Genomic DNA, 21,283 nt, shown 5'->3' on the forward strand with positions numbered 1-21,283 from the left:
CCAAGGAGCCTCAATGAGAGTCATGATTGTCACCGACGCATGGGAACCGCAGGTCAACGGCGTGGTTCGCACGCTCAAGTCGACCCGCCGCGAACTCGAAGCCATGGGTCACACGGTGGATCTGCTCACCCCGCTGGAATTCCGCACGGTGCCGTGCCCGACCTATCCGGAGATCCGCCTGTCGATCCTGCCGGCCACCAAGGTGCGCCGCCGGATCGACACGTTCCGGCCGGACGCCCTGCATATCGCGACCGAAGGCCCGCTGGGGCTGGCCGCGCGCGCCTATGCCCTGAAGCACAAGCTGCCCTTCACCACCGCCTACCACACGCGGTTTCCGGAATACGTGCAGGCGCGTTTCGGCGTGCCGCTGGCCTGGACCTATCGCTTCCTGCGCTGGTTCCACGGCCCGGCGCGTGCCGTCATGGCCCCCACCCCGGTGGTGCTGAAGGACCTGCACGACTACGGCATCACGCACGGCGTGCTGTGGACGCGCGGCGTGGACCTGGACGTCTTCACCGCGCAGCGAGCGAACGTTTTAAACACCGCCCATCCGATCTTCCTGTACGTGGGCCGCGTGGCCGTCGAGAAGAACGTCGAAGCGTTCCTGCAGCTCGACCTGCCCGGCTCCAGGTGGGTCGTGGGCGATGGCCCGGCACTGGCCACGCTGAAGGCGCGCTATCCGACCGCCAACTACCTCGGGGTGCTCAAGCAGCCGGAACTGGCGAAGGTGTATGCTTCGGCAGACGTCTTCGTGTTTCCCAGCAAGACCGACACCTTCGGGCTGGTCCTGCTGGAAGCCCTGGCCAGTGGGCTGCCCGTGGCGGCATATCCGGTGACGGGTCCGATCGACGTGCTTGGCGACAGCCCGGCCGGCGTGATGCACGAAGACTTGCGGGAGGCCTGCCTGGAGGCGCTGCGCATCGACCGCGCCACCGCCCGTGCCCACGCGGAGAAGTTCTCGTGGCGCGCGGCATCCGAGCAGTTCCTTGCGCATCTGCGTCCGCTGCCCAGCGCGGCTGGCGGATCCGATCATCCGGAACCTTCCGTCGCACCCGATCATGGTCAAGCCCCAACCCACGCTACCGCCCGATCCGTCGCTGCACCGGTCGACCGCCACCCGGGTGGCGGCTGAGGTGGAAACCGATTACTCGATTGCCAACAATCCGCACAAGGGCAACCGTGGCCTGACGCGCGCCTGGCACGCGGCGATCAACTCGCTGTCGGGCCTGCGCTATGCCGTGCTGGAAGAAAGCGCGTTTCGCCAGGAACTGACGCTGGTGGTCATCCTGACGCCCTGTGCGTTCATCCTGCCCGTCTCCGTGGTCGAACGCGTGATGCTGCTGGGCACGCTGTTGCTGGTGCTGATCGTGGAACTGCTCAATTCGAGCGTGGAAGCGGCCATCGACCGGATTTCGCTGGAACGCCACAGCCTATCCAAGCGCGCCAAGGATTTCGGCAGTGCGGCGGTGATGCTGGCGCTGATTCTCTGCGGCGGCACGTGGATAGCGATCGGCGGCCCGCACGTCGTGCGGTGGATCGGGATGCTGATGAACTAGGCCCCTGAAACTGCCGCTTCGGCTCGCCCGTTCGGCTCGTCGTTTCGCCAGAAAGCAGAACGCCGCCATCGCTGGCGGCGTTTTCCATCGCGGCAGGCTTTCCGGCTTACGTCTTCTCGCGGCCTGCCTGCCACTTGTCCACGCGCACGCGAGGCGCGGCGGCCAGCTGGCCGAGCAGGTCCTGCGGCGACGTCGATACGTGCAGCATGTCGGCGTGTACCTGCTTCAGGAACCCCTCGTCCACGGCGTGATGCAGGAACGCCAGCATGCCGTCGTAGAAGCCGGCCACGTTGAGCAGGCCCACCGGTTTGTCGTGATAGCCAAGCTGCGCCCACGTGAACGTCTCGAACAGTTCCTCGAACGTGCCCACGCCGCCGGGCATGGCGATGAAGGCGTCGGACCGGTCAGCCATCATCTGCTTGCGTTCGTGCATGTTGCGCACCACGTGCAGTTCGGTCAGACCGCGATGACCCACTTCCTTCTGCATCAGCGCGTCGGGAATCACGCCGATGGCCGTGCCGCCGTGCGCCAGCACGCTATCGGCCACGATGCCCATCAACCCCACCTTGCCGCCGCCATAGACCAGCGCCAGGCCCTGTTCGGCCATGGTCTGGCCCAGTGCCTTGGCCGCTTCGGCGTATTCCGGCCGGAAGCCGGGACTAGAACCGCAATACACGCAAACCGATTTCACTTTTTGTCCTTTTCGGCCTTGGCCGCCTCGGCCGCGGCCTTTTCCGCGGCGTACTCGCGCGCCAGCTGGTCGAATGCCTCGCGCGCCTTGCCGCGCAGGTATGGCGCCAGGATCGAGAAGATGTGATAGCTCGACCCGTGCAGATAGCCGCGAATTTGCTCCGGATCGTTGTACTGGCGCGGATGCTGCACGAACTGGAACGACAGCCAGTAGGTAGCAATGACAACAATATTGGTACACACCGCATCGACCTGCTCGGGCGTGGCTTCCATGTCGCCGTCTTCCTGGAACTGGCGGCAGATTTCCAGCGCGAACCGCTTCTTCTGGTCGACGATGCGCTTGAAGTTGGTCTCCAGCATCCGGTTGCGCGCCAGCAGGTCGTTGATGTCGCGATACAGGAAACGGTAGTTCCACAGGAACTCGGACATGTACTGCAGGTAGCCCCAGCTTTCCCCCAGCGTGGCCTTGTGGTCTTCCGGCATCTTCAGGCGGCGCTCCATCTCCTGCTCGAAGCGCACGAAGATGGAGTTGATGATGTCGTCCTTGTTGCGGAAGTGGTAGTACAGGTTGCCAGGGCTGATTTCCATGGCTTCCGCAATCGTCGTGGTGGTGACGTTGGGCTCGCCAAGTTCATTGAACAGGCGCAGCGACACGTCGAGGATGCGGTCTCGGGTACGGCGCGGACCGGCTTGCGGTTTGGCTTCCATGGGTATCGGAAAGACTGTGTAACGGCAGGATTGCGATTATAAGCACACCGGGCCGGGCACCCCGGCCCCAAGCGGCGTTTCCGGCACAGGAGGCGCCTAGAAGCGCGATCCGGGCTGTTTCAGGAAGGCCAGCTCTTCGGCGCTGCTCTCGCGGCCCAGCACCGCATTGCGGTGCGGGAAGCGGCCAAAGCGCGCGATGATCTCGTGATGCTTGATGGCCCATTCCACGACATCGACCCGGCCGGCCGTGTCCTGGCGCAGCGCCGTGGTCTGGCGCACGGAGATATCCTGGTCGGCCAGCGACTCGGCATGCTCGAACGGCAGATAGCAGAACACGCGATGCCAGGCCGTCGGCAGTTGCCGGTCCCAACCCTCGGCGAGCATGCGCCGCGCCACGGCCAGCGCCTGCGCATCGGTGGCAAAGCTGCGCGCATCGCCGCGGAACATGTTGCGGGGGAACTGGTCCAGCAGCACGATGCGCGCGCAGGCGCCCTCGGGCGTCACGGACCAGTCATCGTCGGCCCCGTCGTGGGCGGCCTGCCAGACCGGCAGGAACTGGTCGCGGATCCTGGCATCGAAGTCGTCCGACTTGGCGAACCACTCGCGCCGCGACCCATCCCATTCGGGCGATCCCGGCGTGCCGAACCAGAACGCGAGCACGGCCTGCGCCGCCGTCGGCAACGCCTTACCGCTGGACATTGCGCATCCAGTCGGCGGTCTGGAACAGCGCCTGCATCAGGCGCATCTGCAGCGACTCGGGCAGCCCCACGTCCTGCATGGCCAGCGCCATGCAGCGCATCCACTGGTCGCGCTCGCTGGTGCCGATTTCGAACGGAAGATGGCGCGCCCGCAGGCGCGGATGCCCGAATCGTTCGATAAAGTAGTTCGGACCGCCCAGCCAGCCGCACAGGAACCAGAACAGCTTGTCGCGCGAGCCGTCCAGTGTGGGTGGGTGCAGCGCGCGCAGCCCGGCGAACTCGGGCTCCAGGTCCATCAGGTCGTAGAAGCGGTCGACCAGCTCGCGCACGCGCCCTTCCCCGCCAATCAGTTCGTAGGCGGTGATGTCTTCGCGGTTGTCTTCGGGTTCTGCAGGTTCGGTAATCATGGCCAATCAGTTCACATCGCGCAGCGTGGCCAGCGCCGGCTGCCGCAGCACCTCGCGCAGGCCGAGCCAGCCGCCGGCAAAAGCGCACAGCATGCCAGAAACCACGCCGACCGGCACAATCCACGCGTTGAAGCGATACGGAAAGTCGAACACGAACTGCGACAGCCCCCAGCCCACGCCGATCGCGCCCAGGCTGGCCAGGAAGCCGGCCAGCCCGCCCACCACCAGGAATTCCGCATACTGGGTCTGCCGGACCAGCGACGCCGGCGCGCCCAGCGCCTTGAGCAGGCCGGCATCGCGCTTGCGCTCGTCGCGCGCACCCGACAGTGCCGCATAGAGCACTGTCACGCCGGCCAGCAGCGTGAAGACGAACAGGAACTCCACCGCCGCGATCACCTGGTCAAGCACGTTCTGGATCTGGCGCAGGATCAGGTCGGTGTTGACCACGGTGATGTTCGGGAACGCGGCGGTCAGCTGGTTGCCCAGCGCCGCCTTGGCCGGCGGCAGGTAGAACGACGTGATGTAGGTCTCGGGCAGCCCCTGCATCTTCGCCACCGGCAGGATCACGAAGAAGTTGACCCGCATCGAGCCCCATTCGAGCTTGCGCAGCGATGTCACCGGCGCCTCGACGATCTGGCCGGCCACGTCGAAGCGCAGCGTATCGCCCAGCCGGATATGCAGCGTCTTGGCGATGCCTTCCTCCACCGACGCGCCGCCTTCCCACCGGCCAGCCACCACCTCGTTGCCGTCGGGCATCTTGTCCATGTACGACAGGTTGAACTCGCGCTCCACCAGGTTGCGCGCGCGGCCGTCGGGGTAGCTGCTGGCCTGCACCGGACGGTCGCCGATCTGGATCAGGCGTCCGCGCACCATCGGGAACAGCAGGTCATCGACCCCGCTCCTGGCCAGCATGGTGCGCAGCGGCTCGCGCTGGTCGGGCTGGATATTGATGATGAAGCGGTTCGGCGCGTCGGCCGGCGTGGCGTTGCGCCAGGAATCGATCAGGTCGTTGCGCGTCATGCCCAGCAGCAGCAAGGCCATCAGCCCCACCGCCAGCGCCACGGTCTGCAATACGGTAACCCCGCGGCGCCGCTCCAGCACCGCCAGCGCAAAGCGCCAGCCCACGCTGCCGCTGGCGCGCCCGCGCATGGTGCGCGACAGCGCCATCAGCAGCCCCAGGGCCAGCAGCGCAAACACCACGCCGGCGCCAGCGAATCCGCCCGCCGTGGTCAGCCCCAGCTTGAGATCGCGGGCCGCCACCATCAGCAGCGCCACGAACGCCCCCAGGCCCAAGGCATACGCCACCCAGGCGGAAATGGGCGGCACGCCCACGTCGCGCCGCAACACGCGCAGCGGCGCGATGCGCGTCAGCGCCAGCAGCGGCGGCAGCGCGAACCCGGTCAGCAGCACCAGCCCGGCGGCCACGCCCACCACCGCAGGCACCCACGACGGATGCGGCAGCGACACCTGCAGCAGCCCGCCCAGCGACATCAGCAGCCCGTAGTGCGCCGCGTAGCCCAGCGCCACGCCCACGAGCGCGCCCCCCAGGCCCAGCAGCAGGAACTCGATGCCGAATGCGGCCAGGATCTGGCCGCGCGACAGTCCCATGCACTTGTAGACCGCGCACGCATCGGTGTGGCGCTGCATGTAGCGGCGCGCGGACATCGCAATGGCCACCGCCGCGATCATCGACGACAGCACCGCCACCAGCGACAGGAACCGCTCGGCGCGGTCCAGCGTCGCCCGCATCTGGGGCTGCCCCGACTCCAGCGATTCCACGCGGGTATTGCGCAGGTGGCGCCGTTCGATCTCGGCCGTGGCCCATTTGCGATAGGCGTCGCCGGCGGCATCGGGACCCGCCACCAGCAGGCGGTAGGTCACGCGGCTACCCCAGCCGATCAGCTTCGTGGCATCCAGATCCGACATCGGCAGCAGCACGCGCGGCGCGAAGTTCATGAAGCCGGCGCCGCGATCCAGTTCCTGGGTGATGATCCGGTCGATGCGGAACGTCTTGCTGCCAAGCTGCAGCCCGTCGCCGACCCGCAGGTTCAGGGCGGTCAGCAGCGCCTCGTCCACCCACACCGTGCCGGGGGCCGGAATGCCTTCGGCGTTCGATTCCGGCCCGCCGGGCGTCTGCGCGACCTTGAGCCGGCCGCGCAGCGGATAGCCGTCGGTCACGGCCTTCAGCGCGCCAAGCTGGCTCGGCGCCTCGCCCTGCGCCGGCGCGCCGACGGCCCGCGCCGTGGCCATGCTCGGAAAGGTCACCGTCTGCGCCACGTGCAGGCCATCGCGCCGGGCCCGGTCGCTGAAGGCGGCGTCGAACGGCTGGTCGGAGATCAGCAGCACGTCGGCGGCAATCATCTGCCGCGCGTCGCGCTCCAGCCCCAGGCGCATGCGGTCCGCCAGAAAGCCCACGCTGGTCAGCGCGGCCACGGCCAGCACCAGCGCGAACAGCAGCAGCGTCAGCTCGCCGGCCAGCCAGTCGCGGCGCGCCATGCGCAGGGCCTGGCGCCACGCGGAAAACCTTGCTTGGGGAACAACGGGATCGGAGGCAGTCGACATGTTCGGCTGACGGTTGGCAAAAGGGTCTCAGGGACGATGCGGCGGCTGTTTTGCTGGCGGCCGGGACGCCGGCTGTGTCTTGTCGCGCAGGCTGGCATGCAGCCGTCGCGCGCCGCGCCACAGTTTGGGCACCAGCCACGCGGCAAGCACCAGGAACAGCACCAGCAGGATCAGGAACACGACCGGCAGGAAGAACGCCAGCAACAGCCCGCCGACCGTGCCGACATCCTCGGTGAATGAGGCCACCCAGTTCGAAAAAGGTTCGGGCGACACATTGATGAGCGCCCGCGTGCCCGCCTTGGCGGCATGGGCGGTGCCGGCCAGCGTCCCGCCGATCAGGCCGGCCGCCACGGTCCACTGCGGGTCCAAGTGGCCAAACGCGGCGGCGGCCAGGATCGCCCCGGCCGGAATGCGGATAAAGGTCTGGATGCCGTCCCAGACAGTGTCGAAGCCGGGCACCTTGTCGGCCACGAATTCGGCCACCGTCATCGCCGCGGCCACACCAATCACCCACCAGGACGACAGCACCTGCAGCCCCGATGGCAGGTCAAGCCAGCCCAGGCGGGCCAGCACGCCCGCCGTCAGCACGGCCAGGTACAGGCGCAGGCCACTGGCCCAGGACATGCCCGCAGCCAGCGCAGCGGTTTCCAGCATGGAAGCTCCTCGCGACCGAGCGCGCGTTCAACGTCCGGTGAGTGTAACGCCAGCGGCGGCCAGGGGGCCTCCCGGGGCGTCAGGACGGCGGTCGGCGCAAGTACAGCGCAAGGCACTTTGGTCAGGCCTGGCTGGCCGGTGCCGATTCCAGGCGGGGAAGCTGAGGCAGGTCGGAGGCCACTTCGGCGATCATGCGGCGCAGCCACATCACGTCCGGGGCGGCATGGCAGCGTTCGTGCCAGAGCTGGTAGAAGCGCATGCGCGGGAACGTCACCGGCGACGGCACCATGCGGATGGGCAGGTACTGCGCGTAGTGGGCGGCAAACTGGCGGCCCGTGGTGAACACCATGTCGGTCTTCATCAGCACGTAGGGCACCAGGCCGAAATACGGCAGGGTGACCTGGATATTGCGCTTGTAGCCCTGCTCGGCCAGCGCCTGGTCGATCATGCTGCGCTGCATCGACGCATACGGCGCGGGCGCCAGGTGCGGCATTTCCAGGTAGTGGCGCAGGGTCAGGCCATGGCGGGCCAGCGGGTGCTGGGCGCCCAGCATGCAGACCACCTCGTCGTCGAACAGCGGCGAGATGTGCAGGTGCTCGGGCGGCGACAGCCAGTTGCCGACCACGATGTCCAGGTGGCCCTGCTCCAGCGCGTCCAGGAAGTCCGTGGACTGCGTCATCGGATGCACGAACAGCTTGGCGCCCGGCGCCAGCCGGCGCACGCGCTCGACGATATTCGGCAGGAAGAACGCGTCAAGGTAGTCGGGCGCGCCCAGGTGGAACGTCCGCGTGGTGGTGGCCGGATCGAACTGCTGCGGCGGACGGGCGATGCGATCCATCGCCGCCAGGCTCTGCTCGGCCAGCAGCAGCAGTTCGCGGCCGCGCTCGGTTGGCACCATGCCGCTCTTGCCGCGCACCAGGATGGCGTCTCCGGTGATTTCGCGCAGCCGCTTGAGCGTGTTGCTGATGGCCGGCTGCGACTGGCCCAGGCGGACGGCGGTGCGGGTCACGCTCTGCTCGGTCAGCAGGGTGTGCAGTACCCGCAGCAAATAGGTATCGAGATGGTCGCGTCCGTGCATGGCAGGTGCCACCTGGCTCTTTTGGCGGGCGTGGGTGGCGTGGGGGAAGGGAACGGCGCATAGTGTAAGACAGCCACCGGGGATGCGGTCAAATCCGGCCAGTCGTCCCGATGCACTACGGGTAGACCCGTAGATCGGCGCCAGGCCGCCCCGGGGCAGCGATGGCGGGCACGGGCCGCCCCCCGGCACGCGCCTTGATGGGGCATATCACATGGGCCAAATATTGCAGGAAAAGGCCTGATGCTATGTTTGCAGCCATCCCCGAAAGAGAGAAGACCATGGAGACGCAAACCATCCGCTTTTTCCACCGCGGCCAGGTCCAGGAAGTATCCGACGCCCCCGTAACCCGTACCGTGCTGCAGTACCTGCGTGAAGACGTGCGCTGCACGGGCACCAAGGAAGGCTGCGCCGAAGGCGACTGCGGTGCCTGCACCGTGGTGATCGGCGACCTGCAGGCCGACGGCAACGTCGAATTCAAGGCGGTCAACGCCTGCATCCAGTTCCTGCCCACGCTCGATGGCAAGGCCCTCATCACGGTCGAAGACCTGCGCCAGGCCGACGGCGCCCTGCACCCGGTGCAGGAAGCGATGGTCGAGTGCCATGGCTCGCAGTGCGGCTTCTGCACGCCCGGCTTCGTGATGTCGCTGTGGGCGCTCTACCAGCAGCACACGCCCGGCGGCGAACCGCCCGCGCGCCAGGACATCTGCGACGCCCTGACCGGCAACCTGTGCCGCTGCACCGGCTACCGCCCGATCGTCGATGCCGGCCAGCGCATGATGGCCCTGCCCGCCCCGACCGCCAGCCGCCTGAACCCGAAGCAGATCGCCGACACCCTGCGCAACCTGAAGCGTGGCGAGACGTTCCATTACCGCGCGGGCGGCCAGCACTTCTACGCCCCGCGCACCGCCGCCGAGTTCGGCGCGATCAAGGCCGCCGAGCCGAATATCCGCATCCTGGCCGGCAGCACCGACGTGGGCCTGTGGGTGACCAAGCAGTTCCGCGAGCTGGGTAACCTGCTCTACGTCGGCCAGGTGGAAGACCTGAACACGGTCACCGAGCGCGATGGCTTTATCGAGATCGGCGCCGCCGTGACGCTGGAAAAGGCTTACGCCGCGCTGAATGCCGCCCATCCCGAGCTCGAAGAGCTGTGGAAACGCTTTGCGTCGCTGCCGATCCGCAATGCCGGCACCCTGGGCGGCAACATCGCCAACGGGTCGCCCATCGGCGACTCCATGCCCGCGCTGATTGCACTGGGCACCGAAGTGGTGCTGCAGCACGGGGACGTGCGCCGCACGATGCCGCTGGAGGACCTGTACCTGGCCTACCAGAAGACAGCCATGGCCGAAGGCGAATTCGTGGCCGCGCTGCGCGTGCCGGTGAAGGGGCCGCAGCATTTCCGCACCTACAAGCTGTCGAAGCGGTTCGACGAGGACATCTCCGCCGTGTGCGCCGCCTTCGGCATCACGGTCGAGCACGGCATCGTCACGGCCGCGTGCATCGCCTTTGGCGGCATGGCCGCCACGCCCAGGCGCGCCGCGCTGGCGGAGGCCGCCTTGACCGGGCAGCCGTGGAACGAGGCCACCGCCCGCGCCGGCATGGCCGCGCTGGGCCAGGACTACACGCCGCTGACCGATATGCGGGCCACTGCCGCCTACCGCAGCCGTGGCGCCGCCAACCTGCTCTATCGCTTCTGGCTGGAAACGCGTGATGGCGCGCTGCCCGCCGCCATGGTCAACGTCCGCGCCATGGGCGCCGGTGAAACCGTGAGCGCCTGAGGAGAGCCCCCATGAACAAGCAAACCGAACCCTTCCTGCTCGACGCCAGCGTGGCCGCCGAATCCACCCCGGTGGTCGGCATTTCGCGCCCGCACGAATCGGCCCATCTGCACGTGGCCGGCACCGCCACCTATACCGACGACATCCCCGAGCTGGCCGGCACGCTGCACGCCGCCCTGGGCATGAGCACCAAGGCCCATGCACGGCTGAAACACGTCAACCTGGACCGCGTGCGCAAGGCGCCCGGCGTGGTGGCCGTGCTGACCGTGGACGACATTCCCGGCGTCAACGACTGCGGCCCGATCATCCACGACGATCCGATCCTGGCGAAGGACGTGGTGCAGTTCATCGGCCAGCCGATCTTCGTGGTGGTGGCCTCGTCCCACGACGCCGCGCGCCGCGCCGCCCGCCTGGCCGATATCGACTACGAAGACCTGCCCCCGGTGCTGACGCCCGAAGCCGCGCACGCGGCCGGCAGCTACGTGCTGCCGCCGATGCACCTGACGCGCGGCGAACCGGCCCGGCATATCGACGCGGCCCGGCACCGCGACCACGCGAAGATCCAGCTCGGGGGCCAGGAACAGTTCTATCTGGAAGGCCAGATCGCCTATGCCGCCCCACGGGAAAACGACGGCATGCACGTCTGGTGTTCGACCCAGCATCCGACCGAGATGCAGCACGCCGTGGCCCACATGCTGGGCTGGCATGCGCACCAGGTGCTGGTGGAATGCCGCCGCATGGGCGGCGGCTTTGGCGGCAAGGAATCGCAGTCGGCCATGTTCGCGTGCTGCGCGTCGCTGGCGGCCTGGAAGCTGCTGTGCCCGGTCAAGCTGCGTCCGGACCGCGACGACGACATGATGATCACCGGCAAGCGCCACGACTTCACGTTCGATTTCGACGTGGGCCATGACGACGATGGCCGCATCGAGGGCGTGCGCGTGGAAATGGTGTCGCGCGCCGGCTTCTCGGCCGACCTCTCCGGCCCGGTGATGACGCGCGCCATCTGCCACTTCGACAACGCCTACTGGCTGCCGAACGTGCAGATCGACGGCTATTGCGCCAAGACCAACACGCAGAGCAATACCGCCTTCCGCGGCTTTGGCGGCCCGCAGGGGGCGTTCGCGATCGAGTACATCCTCGACAACGTGGCGCGCAACGTGGGCAAGGATTCGCTCGATGTGCGCCGCGCCAACTTCTACGGCAAGGGCGAGCGCAACGTCACGCCGTATGGCCAGACCGTGGAAGACAACGTCATCCACGAGCTGATCGACGAACTCGTGGCCACGTCCGAATACCAGGGCCGCCGCGCCGCCACGCGCGAATTCAACGCCAGGAGCCCGGTGCTGAAGAAGGGCATCGCCATCACGCCGGTCAAGTTCGGCATCTCGTTCAACGTGGCGCACTACAACCAGGCCGGCGCGCTGGTGCACGTCTACAACGACGGGTCGGTGCTGGTGAACCACGGCGGCACCGAAATGGGCCAGGGTCTGAACACCAAGGTGGCGATGGTGGTGGCACACGAACTCGGTATCCGCATGGAGCGCGTGCGCGTGACGGCGACCGATACCAGCAAGGTGGCCAACACGTCGGCGACTGCGGCATCCACGGGTGCCGACCTGAACGGCAAGGCCGCGCAGGACGCCGCGCGGCAGATCCGCGAGCGCCTGGCCACTTTCGCCGCCCGCAAGGCCGGCGTGGAGCCCGAGGCGGTGCGCTTCAACGACGATCTGGTGATCGCCGGCGAACTGCGCCTGCCGTTTGGCGACCTGGCCCGCGAGGCCTACGTGGCGCGCGTGCAGCTGTGGTCGGACGGCTTCTACACCACGCCCAAGCTGTACTGGGACCAGAAGGCGCTGCACGGCCGGCCGTTCTACTACTACGCCTACGGTGCCGCGTGCGCCGAGGTGATCGTCGACACGCTGACCGGCGAATGGAAGCTGCTGCGCGCCGATGCGCTGCATGACGCGGGCAAGTCGCTGAATCCGGCCATCGACATCGGCCAGGTGGAAGGGGCTTTCATCCAGGGCATGGGCTGGCTGACCACCGAGGAACTGTGGTGGAACCAGAACGGCAAGCTGATGACGCACGCACCGTCAACGTACAAGATCCCGACGATCAACGACTGCCCGGAAGACTTCCACGTGCGGCTGTTCCAGAACAGCAACGTCGAGGACAGCATCCACCGGTCGAAGGCCGTGGGCGAGCCGCCGCTGCTGCTGCCGTTCTCGGTGTTCTTCGCGATCCGCGACGCGATTGCCGCCGTGGGCGACTACCAGGTCAACCCGCCGCTGCGCGCGCCCGCCACCAGCGAAGCCATCCTCGATGCGGTGGAAGCCGTGCAGGCCGCGATGGCCACGCAGGCCGCCAGCACCGAAGCCGTACCCGCCTGACCCCAGGCACGCCAGACAGCAAGAGAGACCACCATGCAGGACGCCCCGCTCAAACCGTTCCGCTTCGCCGATGCCGCCCGCTGGGTGCGCGCCGGCGTGCCCGTGGCGATGGTCACCATCGTCGACGTCAAGGGTTCCGCGCCGCGCGAGCCCGGCATCCGCATGCTGGTCACGGCCACCGACCTGGTGGGCACCATCGGCGGCGGCCATCTGGAATGGCGCGGCATGGATATCGCGCGCGCGATGCTGGCCAACCGTCATGTGCGCGGCAATCCACATCGCCGTATCGAGCGCATTCCGCTGGGCCCGGCCCTGGGCCAGTGCTGCGGCGGCGTGGTGAAGCTGGCCTTCGAGGTACTGGGCGAAGCCGACCTGGCGTGGCTCGATGCCGTCGAGACCGCGTTCCGGGCCGGTCGCGCACTGCAACGCACGGTGCCGCCGGACGGCGCGATCACGGTCGAAGCCAGCCGCGCGATGCTGCATACGGCTGTGCTGCACGCGGACGGTACGTGGACCGACACGCTGGTGCCGGACGACATGCACGTGGTGCTGTTCGGCGCCGGGCACGTGGGCCATGCGCTGGTCAAGGTGCTGTCGACGCTGCCGTGCCGCGTGCACTGGGTGGACGAACGCGACACGCTGTTCCCGGGCGGACTGCCCGACAGCGTGGAGGCCGAGGCCACCGATACGCCCGAGTCCGTGGTCGACCAGGCGCCGCTCGGCGCGTACTTCATCGTCATGACACACAGCCACGCGCTGGACCAGCAGCTTTGCGAGCGGATCTTCCGGCGCACCGATTTTGCCTATTTCGGCCTGATCGGATCGAAGACCAAGCGCGCCAGGTTCGAGCACCGCATGGTGGAACACGGCGTGGACCCGGCACGCCTGCCGGAAATGACGTGTCCGATGGGGGTGGCGGGCATCACCGACAAGGCTCCGGCTATGATTGCGGTTGCCATCGTCGCCCAGCTGTTGCAGGTTCGCGAGCAGCGCATCGCCGCGCTGCGTGCCAACCGGCTGGAGGCGGTGCTTCCGTAACAGCACAGCCGCGATCCGGCTGTCAGCATAGAAAAGAGGCCCCATGACCATCGATGCCGCGCTGGCGGACAAGATCCGCCGTACCCCCAAGGCCGAACTGCACGTGCATATCGAAGGCACGCTCGAACCCGAGCTGATCTTCCGGCTGGCCCAGCGCAACCACGTCAAGCTGGCCTACGCCGACGTGGAGGCGCTGCGCGCGGCCTACGCGTTCACCGACCTGCAATCGTTCCTGGACATCTACTACGCCGGCGCCAGCGTGCTGCTGACCGAGGAAGATTTCTTCGACATGACGATGGACTACGTCAAGCGCGCCGTGGCCGACAACGTGCGCCATGCCGAGATCTTCTTCGATCCGCAGACCCATACCGAGCGCGGCGTGCCGATCGGCACCGTGATCGACGGCATTTCCGACGCACTGGCGCAGGCCCGCACCGAATACGATTTCTCCAGCAGCCTGATCCTGTGCTTCCTGCGCCACCTTTCGGAGGAAGACGCGTTTGCCACGCTGGAGGCCGCACTGCCCTACCGCGACCGCTTTGTCGGCGTGGGCCTGGATTCGTCCGAACGTGGCAACCCGCCCGAGAAGTTCGCGCGCGTGTTCGCCAAGGCGAAGACGCTGGGCCTGCACCTGGTGGCGCACGCCGGCGAGGAAGGCCCGGCCCAGTACGTGACCGACGCGCTGGACATCCTCAAGGTCGAGCGCATCGACCATGGCGTGCGTGCCATCGACGACGCCGCGCTGGTGGCGCGGCTGGCGCGCGAACGCATTGCGCTGACCGTGTGCCCGCTGTCCAACCAGAAGCTGAAGGTGTATCCGGACCTGCGCGACCATTCGCTCAAGCAGCTGCTCGATGCCGGCGTGGCCGTGACGCTGCACTCGGACGATCCGGCCTACTTTGGCGGCTACATGAACGCCAACTGGGAAGCCACGTTCGACGCGCTGCCGCTGGATGCGGCCGACGCCCACAAGCTGGCGCGCAACAGTTTTGAAGCGGCCTTCCTGCCTGCCGTGCAGAAGGCCGAATTCCTGGCGGAGGTCGACCATTTCTGGTCGGCCGCGCCCATGACCCCGCCCGCGACGGCCCACGTGACTTCCACGAGCTAAAGCGGGCGCATACCCAGAACGCCGGACGCCGCGCCCGCTGCCAGACAGGCACGGGCGGGGCGCCGGCCGCCCCGAGACAAGACGATGACGACGACTTCCCCCGCCCCCCGCACCCATGGTGCCGTCACCCGCGCCATCCGCGGCCGCATCCTTCATTTTCTGCGCGACCCGCAGTTTCATGACGATGCCTATCAGTATTGGGAAGACGGCCTGCTGATCGTGACGGCCGGCCGCGTTGCCGCCGTCGGATCGTACGACAGGCTGGCGGGCGAGATGCCTGCCGGTGCCGAGGTGATCGACCATCGCGGCAAGCTGATCGTGCCGGGCTTTATCGACACGCACATCCACTATCCGCAGACCGACATCATCGCGTCGCCGTCGCCGGGGCTGCTGCACTGGCTCGACACCTACACGTTCCCCGAGGAACGCCGCTTCAGCGACGCCGCCTACGCGCGCGGCGTGGCCGACTTCTTCACCGACGAACTGCTGCGCAACGGCACCACCACGGCCATGGTCTGGAGCACCGTGCACGCCGCCTCGGCCGACGGCCTGTTCGCGGCCAGCCAGGCGCGCAACATGCGCATGATCACGGGCAAGGTGCTGATGGATCGCAACTGCCCCGACTTCCTGCGCGACACCGCCGAGTCCGGCGCGCGCGAATCGGCCGACCTGATCTCGAAGTGGCACGGCAAGGACCGCCTGGCCTATGCCATCACGCCCCGCTTTGCGCCGACATCGACCGAAGCACAGCTGGCCGCCTGCGGCGAGCTGGCCCGCGCCCACGACGACGTGTTTATCCAGACGCACGTGGCCGAGAACCGCGACGAGGTGAAATGGGTGGGCGAGCTGTTTCCCGACGCGCGCAGCTACCTGGACGTCTACGACCGCTACAACCTGCTGCGTCCGGGCGCGTTCTACGGCCACGCGATCTACCTGGACCCCGAGGACCGCCGCCGGCTGGCCGACAGCGGCGCGGCCGTGGCGCACTGCCCCACGTCGAACCTGTTCCTGGGCAGCGGGTTCTATGACTTCCACCAGTCCGACGCCAACCGCCTGAACGTGACGCTGGCCACCGACGTGGGCGGCGGCACGTCGTTCTCGATGTTCCGCACGATGAACGCGGCCCACAAGGTCGCCCGCATGGGCGGCTATCACCTGACCGCGCTGCGCATGTTCTACCTGGCCACGCGCGCCGCCGCCGAGGCGCTGGGCTGGCAGGACCGTATCGGCAGCTTCGAGCCGGGCTGCGAGGCCGACTTCGTGGTGCTGGACCCCGAGGCCACGCCGCTGATCGCGCGTCGCAGCCATCGCTCGGCATCGCTGGAGGAGCAACTGTTCGCGTTTGCGATGCTGGGCGACGACCGCGTGATCGACAGCGTCTACATCATGGGCGAGCAGGCTTCGGCCGATGCGCCGCTGGCAGCCTGACGACGGCTCGCCACTTCGACAAGGGGCTTTCCGGTCGCATGCGAACGAAAAGCCCCTTTTAGAGGTCTTGTATTGACCGGAATCAACACAACCGTCATCAAACCCTTCTAGCCTGTCGCATCCGTGCGCCCTCGAAGACTGGGCGCCACCGCATTCCGACTCGCTGGACCATCGATGACTGCCCGATCCGACACGATTTCCCCTGCCGATGCCCAAGACATCGGCACGGCGGCCGCCCCCGGCGCCTCCCGACAGACCCGCCCTTCCGGCAACGTTTCCCTGCCGGAACCGATCGCCTTCGAGGCACCGTTTCCCAATCGCAAGACCATCCGCAGCTGGCTGATCCCGCTGGGCCAGCGCAGCACGTCGCGCGCGCTGTTCCTGTTCGCGTTCGACTACGCGCTGTTCGCGGCCGTGCTGGCCGGCGTGGTGCTGCTGTCGGCATGGTGGGCCAAGGTGGGCCTGGGCGTGCTGGCGGGCCTGATCATCGCGCGGCTGTTCATCATCGGCCACGATGCCTGCCACCAGAGCCTGACCGACCATCGCGGCCTGAACAAATGGCTGGGCCGGCTGACCTTCCTGCCGTCGCTGACGCCATACAGCCTGTGGGAAGTGGGCCATAACGTCGTGCATCACGGCTACACGAACCTGAAGGGCTTCGACTTCGTCTGGGCGCCCTACTCGCTGGAGGAATTCCGCGCGCTGCCTCGCTGTCGCCGCGTGATGGAACGCATCTACCGCAACGGCTTCGGCGCCGGGCTGTACTACCTGATCGAAATCTGGTGGTTCAAGCTGTTCTTCCCGAGCAAGCGCCAGATGGCCACGCGCCGCGCGATCTTCATGTGGGACTGCGCGCTTGTCGCGGCCTTCGGCGCGCTGTGGATCGGCGCGCTGGCGTGGCTGGCCATTGCCACCGACCAGTCCGTGCTGCTGATGATCGGCACCGGCTTCGTGCTGCCCTTCCTGGTATGGAACACCACGGTCGGCTTCGTGCTCTATGTGCACCACACGCATACGAGCGTGGCCTGGTACGACACCAAGCCGATGTGGGCCAAGGCCCAGCCGTTCGTGTCGACAACCGTGCATCTGCGCTTCGGCATGGGGATTGGCGCGGCACTGCATCACATCATGGAGCACACGGCACACCACGTGGACATGAGCGTGCCGCTGTATCAACTCAAGCGCGCCCAGGCGCTGCTGGAGCACGCGCTGCCGGGACGCATCATCATCGAGAACTTCTCGTGGCGCTGGTACTTCCAGACCGCGCGGCGCTGCAAGCTCTATGACTTCAAGGCGCTGTGCTGGACCGATTTCCGCGGTCGGCAGACCAGCGAGAACAGCCCGGTCCCGATCTGAGAATCATTCGCAAGGTATCGTAAAAACGCCAGATCGATGGACATGATCCATCGGTCTGGCTACAATGCGGGCTTCCATTGGGGAGTAGCCGCCCTGATCTGACCGCGCCGCGCAATGCGGCACCCGGAAGACAGGGGCGTACGTCAACAGACTTGACCAAATGCCGACATGGCAGGCGGTTATGGCGTGCGCAGCCAAGGACCTTGTGTCCGACGCCTGGCGAGACCGATGACCATACCTTTCTGGCCGGGCCGGGAAAGGTGTGTGTCATTGGCATCTCGCGAGATGCGTTTGCGGCCCGGTTCATGCACCAATAAAAATGGAATCGTTCCTCGTCTCCACAGGTATCGTCGCGCTCGCCGAAATGGGCGACAAGACGCAGCTGCTGTCGCTCGTGCTGGCCGCACGGTATCGCAAGCCCCTTCCCATCATTCTCGGCATCCTGATCGCCACGCTGGTCAACCACGGCTTTGCCGGCGCGCTGGGCGGCTGGATCACCGGCATGCTGGGCGCCAACCTGCTGCGCTGGATCCTTGGCCTTGGCTTTATTGCGATGGCAGGCTGGATGCTGATTCCGGACAAGCTCGACGACGCCGAGGAAGCCAAGCCGGTCAAGGGCGCGCTGGGCATCCTGGGCACGACGATCGTGGCGTTCTTCTTCGCCGAAATGGGCGACAAGACGCAGATCGCCACGGTGGCCCTGGCGGCGCGCTTCCATGGTGAAGTGCTGGCTGTGGTGGCGGGCACGACGTTCGGCATGATGCTGGCCAACGCGCCGGCCGTGCTGCTGGGCGACCGCTTTGCCAACAAGATGCCGATCGCGCTGGTGCACAAGATTGCCGCGGCGATCTTCCTGGTGCTCGGCCTGCTGGCGCTGTTCAACGTGGGCGGCTGACCCACATCGGCAGCAGACATAAAAAAACGGGGCCGAAGCCCCGCTCAAACCCTCGCCGGTCCGGTACAGCCGGCTGCCGACTGCGCAGCCTCCGGACCGTCGATCACCGATGCCCGGTCAAATCAGTTGGTGGTCTTGGCGCCGCCCTCGAACCACTGGCCCAGCAGCGCGCGTTCGTCGTCCGTAATCTGGGTCACGTTGCCCAGCGGCATGGCCTTCTGCTGCACGGCCTGCTGGTAGATCAGCTGGGCGTGCGACTTGATGCCGTCGACGCTGTCGAGCTTGATACCCTTGGCGGCCGTCGGCATCATCTTCGGCTGCTCGGCGTGGCACTGCACGCAGCGCGTGTTCATGATTTCCTGAACCTTCACGAAGCTCACGGCCGTGGCGGCGGCGTCGCCGTCGGCGCCCTTGGCCACTGGCTGGCGCGGCTGCGGGGCGATCAGGAATGCCACCAGGCCCAGGCACGCCACACCGGCCGTCGGCCACGCGAAATTGATCTTGCCCTTGTGCTTCAGGATGAAGAACTGACGGATCAGCACACCGGCCAGCATGACCAGGATCAGCACCAGCCAGTTGTTCTTGGCCGCGTACGTCATGCTGTAGTGGTTCGACAGCATCGCGAACAGCACCGGCAGCGTGAAGTAGGTGTTGTGCACGCTGCGCTGCTTGCCGCGCTTGCCGTGGATCGGGTCCACCGGCTGGCCGGCCTTCAGTGCCGCCACCACCTTGCGCTGGCCCGGGATGATCCAGAACAGCACGTTGGCGCTCATGATCGTGGCGATCATCGCGCCGGTCAGCAGGAATGCCGCGCGGCCCGAGAAGATATGGCAGGCCGCGAAGGCGGCCACGGCCACGTACACCGCCACCAGAATGCCCACGGTCCGGTCGCTCTTGCCGAAGATGCGGCAGATCGCGTCATAGACCACCCAGCCGACGATCAGGTACGTCACGGCAAAGCCGACGGCTGCGCCGGGCGACATGTCGTAGACGTTCTTGTCGATCAGGAACGTACTGGCGTTGAACAGGTACAGCACCACCAGCAGCGCAAAGCCGCTCATCCATGTGGAATACGACTCCCAGTAGAACCAGTGCAGGTTCTCGGGCAGCGACTTGGGCGCGGTCAGGTACTTCTGCGGATTGTAGAAGCCGCCACCGTGCACGGCCCACAGCTCGCCGTCCACGCCCTTGTCCTTCAGGCCGGCATCGGTGGGGCGCGTCAGGCTGTTGTCGAGCCAGACGAAGTAGAACGACGAACCGATCCAGGCGATCGCCGTGATGACGTGCAGCCAGCGCAACAGCAGATTGGCCCAGTCGAGAATGTAGCCTTCCATGACTTGTCTCCTTGTTCCCGTCCGCCTTGACTCAGCTGCCGCGGTAGGTCGAATACGACCACGGCGACACCAGCAGGGGCACGTGGTAGTGCGCGTTCGTGTCGGCAATGCCGAAACGCAGCGTCACCACATCAAGGAATGCCGGCTCGGGCAGCTTCACGCCCTGGGCACGGAAGTAGGCGCCAGCGCCGAAATCGAGTTCGTAGACCCCAGGCTGCAGGTCGGCGCCTTCCAGCAGGGGCTGGTCGGCACGGCCGTCGTGGTTGGTCTGGATCGACTTCAGGGTCTCGCGACGATTGTCGACAATCTTATGCAGGGTAACCGACATGCCGGCACCGGGCGTCCCGGCGGCGGTGTCGAGAACGTGAGTGGTCAAGCGTCCCATCCTGTTCTTCCTTTGGAGTGTGGGTTGTGAGGGGCGCCGCTGCCTTCACTAGCACCATTTGTGGGAAATGGTGCCCGCTCGGTACGTGTTTCAACGCATCCCGGCGCTGGATTGGTGCGAGGCGACAATGCGCCCGCCCTATCCTGATGACAACTCGGTAAATACCCGTAGTTGTCGAAAACCTAGGTCGGTTTTGTTGACAATGGTGCTTGCATATCCAAATAATTGTCAACAATTTTTAGATCGGCGAAGCCAAATGATCGATATCAAGACCCTTGATGTTGATGCCTGAACGGCTCGCTACGATCGCTGACCATTGCCTGTCCCGCTTCCACGAGTGCCCAGCATGTCCAAGAATCTCAAGCTGATTGCCGCCGCCGACGCCCTGCCCGCGTCCACCGATAACAAGCCCGCCCGCAAGGGGTCGGTGGAAGAGCGCATGTATCACGAGATCTACGACGCGATCATGGAGCACCGGCTGCCGCCCCGGACGAAGCTGACCGAGCATTCGCTTTGCGAAATCTATGCCACCGCGCGTCACACGGTGCGCAAGGTGCTGTCGCGCCTGGCCGCCGACGGCATGGTCGATCTGGAGCCGAATCGCGGCGCGTTCATCGCCAGCCCGTCCACCGACGAGGCCCACGACATGTTCGAGCTGCGCCAGATGCTGGAACGCGCGGTGCTGGAAAAGCTGGCGGCCATGCCGAACGTGCGCACCGTGATCGCCCCGCTGCGCAAGATGGTCAACGACGAGCGCCAGGCCTTCCTGACCCACGAGCGTCCCACCTGGATCCGCCTGTCCGCCGAATTCCACACCGCACTGGCCGACCTTTCCGGCAACGAACTGCTGGTGACGATGATGCGCCGGCTGGTGTCGCGCACCACGCTGATGATTGCCAGCGTCGAAGCCCCCGGCCACAACGCCTGCTCGTTCGACGAGCACGACGACATTCTCGACGCACTGGAACAGGGCGATGCCGCACTGGCCCAGTCGCGCATGGCGCACCACCTTGGCGCCTGCGCGGACCGCGTGCAGCCGGACGAGCCCGGCAACTTCGATCTTCGCACCGTGCTGGGCCGCTCCACCTAGCACGATGTTCCCGCCGCCGGGCAACAGAGACCCCCTGTTGCCGATGCCATCCCGCCGGCTTTCCGTCGCTGATCAAGCCCGCCAGAGGCGCGACTGAAACCGGACAAGAACCGCCAACAAACGCCCCCGAC

19 protein-coding genes and 1 riboswitch are annotated in these 21,283 nt (G+C 66.7%); of the genes, 10 read left to right on the forward strand and 9 right to left on the reverse strand.

The annotated features are described in order from the left end of the window. Positions 1 to 13: 13 nt before the first annotated feature. Both AC24R4_RS12260 and AC24R4_RS12265 read left to right on the forward strand, forming a co-directional pair. Positions 14 to 1,132 carry a glycosyltransferase family 4 protein gene (locus AC24R4_RS12260; protein ID WP_400391545.1) on the forward strand — a complete coding sequence of 373 codons (1,119 nt, stop codon included), beginning with the start codon at positions 14 to 16 and terminating at the stop codon, positions 1,130 to 1,132. Then, the gene (locus AC24R4_RS12265) at positions 1,059 to 1,556 is read left to right on the forward strand and encodes a diacylglycerol kinase (protein WP_400391548.1); all 498 of its coding nucleotides are present in this window, start codon (positions 1,059 to 1,061) and stop codon (positions 1,554 to 1,556) included. Before AC24R4_RS12260 ends, AC24R4_RS12265 begins: the two co-directional genes overlap by 74 nt. A gap of 106 nt (positions 1,557 to 1,662) precedes the next feature. Here AC24R4_RS12265 and AC24R4_RS12270 read toward each other — a convergent pair whose 3' ends face one another. The 7 genes from AC24R4_RS12270 to AC24R4_RS12300 all read right to left on the reverse strand — a co-directional run bounded on the left by AC24R4_RS12270 (position 1,663) and on the right by AC24R4_RS12300 (position 8,353). After that, positions 1,663 to 2,247 carry an LOG family protein gene (locus tag AC24R4_RS12270; protein ID WP_400391551.1) on the reverse strand — a complete coding sequence of 195 codons (585 nt, stop codon included), beginning with the start codon at positions 2,245 to 2,247 and terminating at the stop codon, positions 1,663 to 1,665. Continuing rightward, entirely contained in the window at positions 2,244 to 2,954 is a 711-nt protein-coding gene (locus tag AC24R4_RS12275) for a TetR/AcrR family transcriptional regulator (protein ID WP_029050993.1), read from the reverse strand. The genes AC24R4_RS12270 and AC24R4_RS12275 overlap by 4 nt, the downstream gene beginning before the upstream one ends. A gap of 96 nt (positions 2,955 to 3,050) precedes the next feature. Beyond that, positions 3,051 to 3,653 (reverse strand): DUF924 family protein, encoded by a 603-nt coding sequence (locus tag AC24R4_RS12280; RefSeq protein WP_400391554.1) that lies wholly within the window; start codon positions 3,651 to 3,653, stop codon positions 3,051 to 3,053. Next, the gene (locus AC24R4_RS12285) at positions 3,640 to 4,059 is read right to left on the reverse strand and encodes a group II truncated hemoglobin (protein WP_400391557.1); all 420 of its coding nucleotides are present in this window, start codon (positions 4,057 to 4,059) and stop codon (positions 3,640 to 3,642) included. The genes AC24R4_RS12280 and AC24R4_RS12285 overlap by 14 nt, the downstream gene beginning before the upstream one ends. A 6-nt stretch (positions 4,060 to 4,065) precedes the next feature. Continuing rightward, entirely contained in the window at positions 4,066 to 6,621 is a 2,556-nt protein-coding gene (locus AC24R4_RS12290) for an ABC transporter permease (protein WP_487523184.1), read from the reverse strand. A gap of 27 nt (positions 6,622 to 6,648) precedes the next feature. Further along, on the reverse strand, positions 6,649 to 7,275 hold the full coding sequence (locus AC24R4_RS12295; RefSeq protein ID WP_400391563.1) for a DUF4126 domain-containing protein: 627 nt from the start codon (positions 7,273 to 7,275) through the stop codon (positions 6,649 to 6,651). A 121-nt stretch (positions 7,276 to 7,396) separates the two neighbouring features. Continuing rightward, entirely contained in the window at positions 7,397 to 8,353 is a 957-nt protein-coding gene (locus AC24R4_RS12300) for a LysR substrate-binding domain-containing protein (protein WP_153947567.1), read from the reverse strand. A gap of 278 nt (positions 8,354 to 8,631) precedes the next feature. On the opposite strand from AC24R4_RS12300, the gene xdhA reads away from it, so the two are divergent. The 7 genes from xdhA (at position 8,632) to AC24R4_RS12335 (ending at position 18,343) form a co-directional block, all read left to right on the forward strand. After that, a complete protein-coding gene (gene xdhA, locus AC24R4_RS12305; protein ID WP_400391566.1) occupies positions 8,632 to 10,128 on the forward strand; it encodes a xanthine dehydrogenase small subunit in 1,497 nt (498 codons plus the stop codon). 11 nt (positions 10,129 to 10,139) lie between these two features. After that, on the forward strand, positions 10,140 to 12,518 hold the full coding sequence (gene xdhB / locus AC24R4_RS12310; RefSeq protein WP_400391569.1) for a xanthine dehydrogenase molybdopterin binding subunit: 2,379 nt from the start codon (positions 10,140 to 10,142) through the stop codon (positions 12,516 to 12,518). A gap of 33 nt (positions 12,519 to 12,551) precedes the next feature. Next, positions 12,552 to 13,556, forward strand: coding sequence for a xanthine dehydrogenase accessory protein XdhC (xdhC, locus tag AC24R4_RS12315; protein WP_400391571.1), 1,005 nt, complete (start codon positions 12,552 to 12,554; stop codon positions 13,554 to 13,556). A 43-nt stretch (positions 13,557 to 13,599) separates the two neighbouring features. Next, positions 13,600 to 14,664 carry an adenosine deaminase gene (locus tag AC24R4_RS12320; protein WP_400391574.1) on the forward strand — a complete coding sequence of 355 codons (1,065 nt, stop codon included), beginning with the start codon at positions 13,600 to 13,602 and terminating at the stop codon, positions 14,662 to 14,664. An 84-nt stretch (positions 14,665 to 14,748) separates the two neighbouring features. After that, positions 14,749 to 16,092, forward strand: coding sequence for a guanine deaminase (gene guaD / locus AC24R4_RS12325; RefSeq protein WP_400391577.1), 1,344 nt, complete (start codon positions 14,749 to 14,751; stop codon positions 16,090 to 16,092). A gap of 174 nt (positions 16,093 to 16,266) precedes the next feature. Further along, complete coding sequence (locus AC24R4_RS12330) at positions 16,267 to 17,448, forward strand: fatty acid desaturase (protein WP_400391580.1); 1,182 nt, start codon at positions 16,267 to 16,269, stop codon at positions 17,446 to 17,448. Between the two features lie 67 nt (positions 17,449 to 17,515). Further along, a riboswitch (yybP-ykoY riboswitch) is annotated at positions 17,516 to 17,737 on the forward strand. Between the two features lie 30 nt (positions 17,738 to 17,767). Further along, on the forward strand, positions 17,768 to 18,343 hold the full coding sequence (locus AC24R4_RS12335) for a TMEM165/GDT1 family protein (protein WP_153947560.1): 576 nt from the start codon (positions 17,768 to 17,770) through the stop codon (positions 18,341 to 18,343). 122 nt (positions 18,344 to 18,465) lie between these two features. On the opposite strand, the gene AC24R4_RS12340 is transcribed toward AC24R4_RS12335, so the two are convergent. Both AC24R4_RS12340 and uraH read right to left on the reverse strand, forming a co-directional pair. Further along, positions 18,466 to 19,677, reverse strand: a complete 1,212-nt coding sequence (locus AC24R4_RS12340) for a urate hydroxylase PuuD (RefSeq protein WP_400391583.1) — start codon at positions 19,675 to 19,677, stop codon at positions 18,466 to 18,468. Between the two features lie 31 nt (positions 19,678 to 19,708). Continuing rightward, positions 19,709 to 20,062: a hydroxyisourate hydrolase gene (gene uraH, locus AC24R4_RS12345; RefSeq protein ID WP_153947558.1), complete on the reverse strand. Its 354-nt coding sequence runs from the start codon at positions 20,060 to 20,062 to the stop codon at positions 19,709 to 19,711. A 346-nt stretch (positions 20,063 to 20,408) separates the two neighbouring features. Between uraH and AC24R4_RS12350 the strand changes: the two genes are divergently transcribed. Then, entirely contained in the window at positions 20,409 to 21,152 is a 744-nt protein-coding gene (locus AC24R4_RS12350) for a GntR family transcriptional regulator (protein ID WP_153947557.1), read from the forward strand. Positions 21,153 to 21,283: the final 131 nt, after the last annotated feature.

Source organism: Cupriavidus sp. CER-90 (assembly GCF_057652055.1).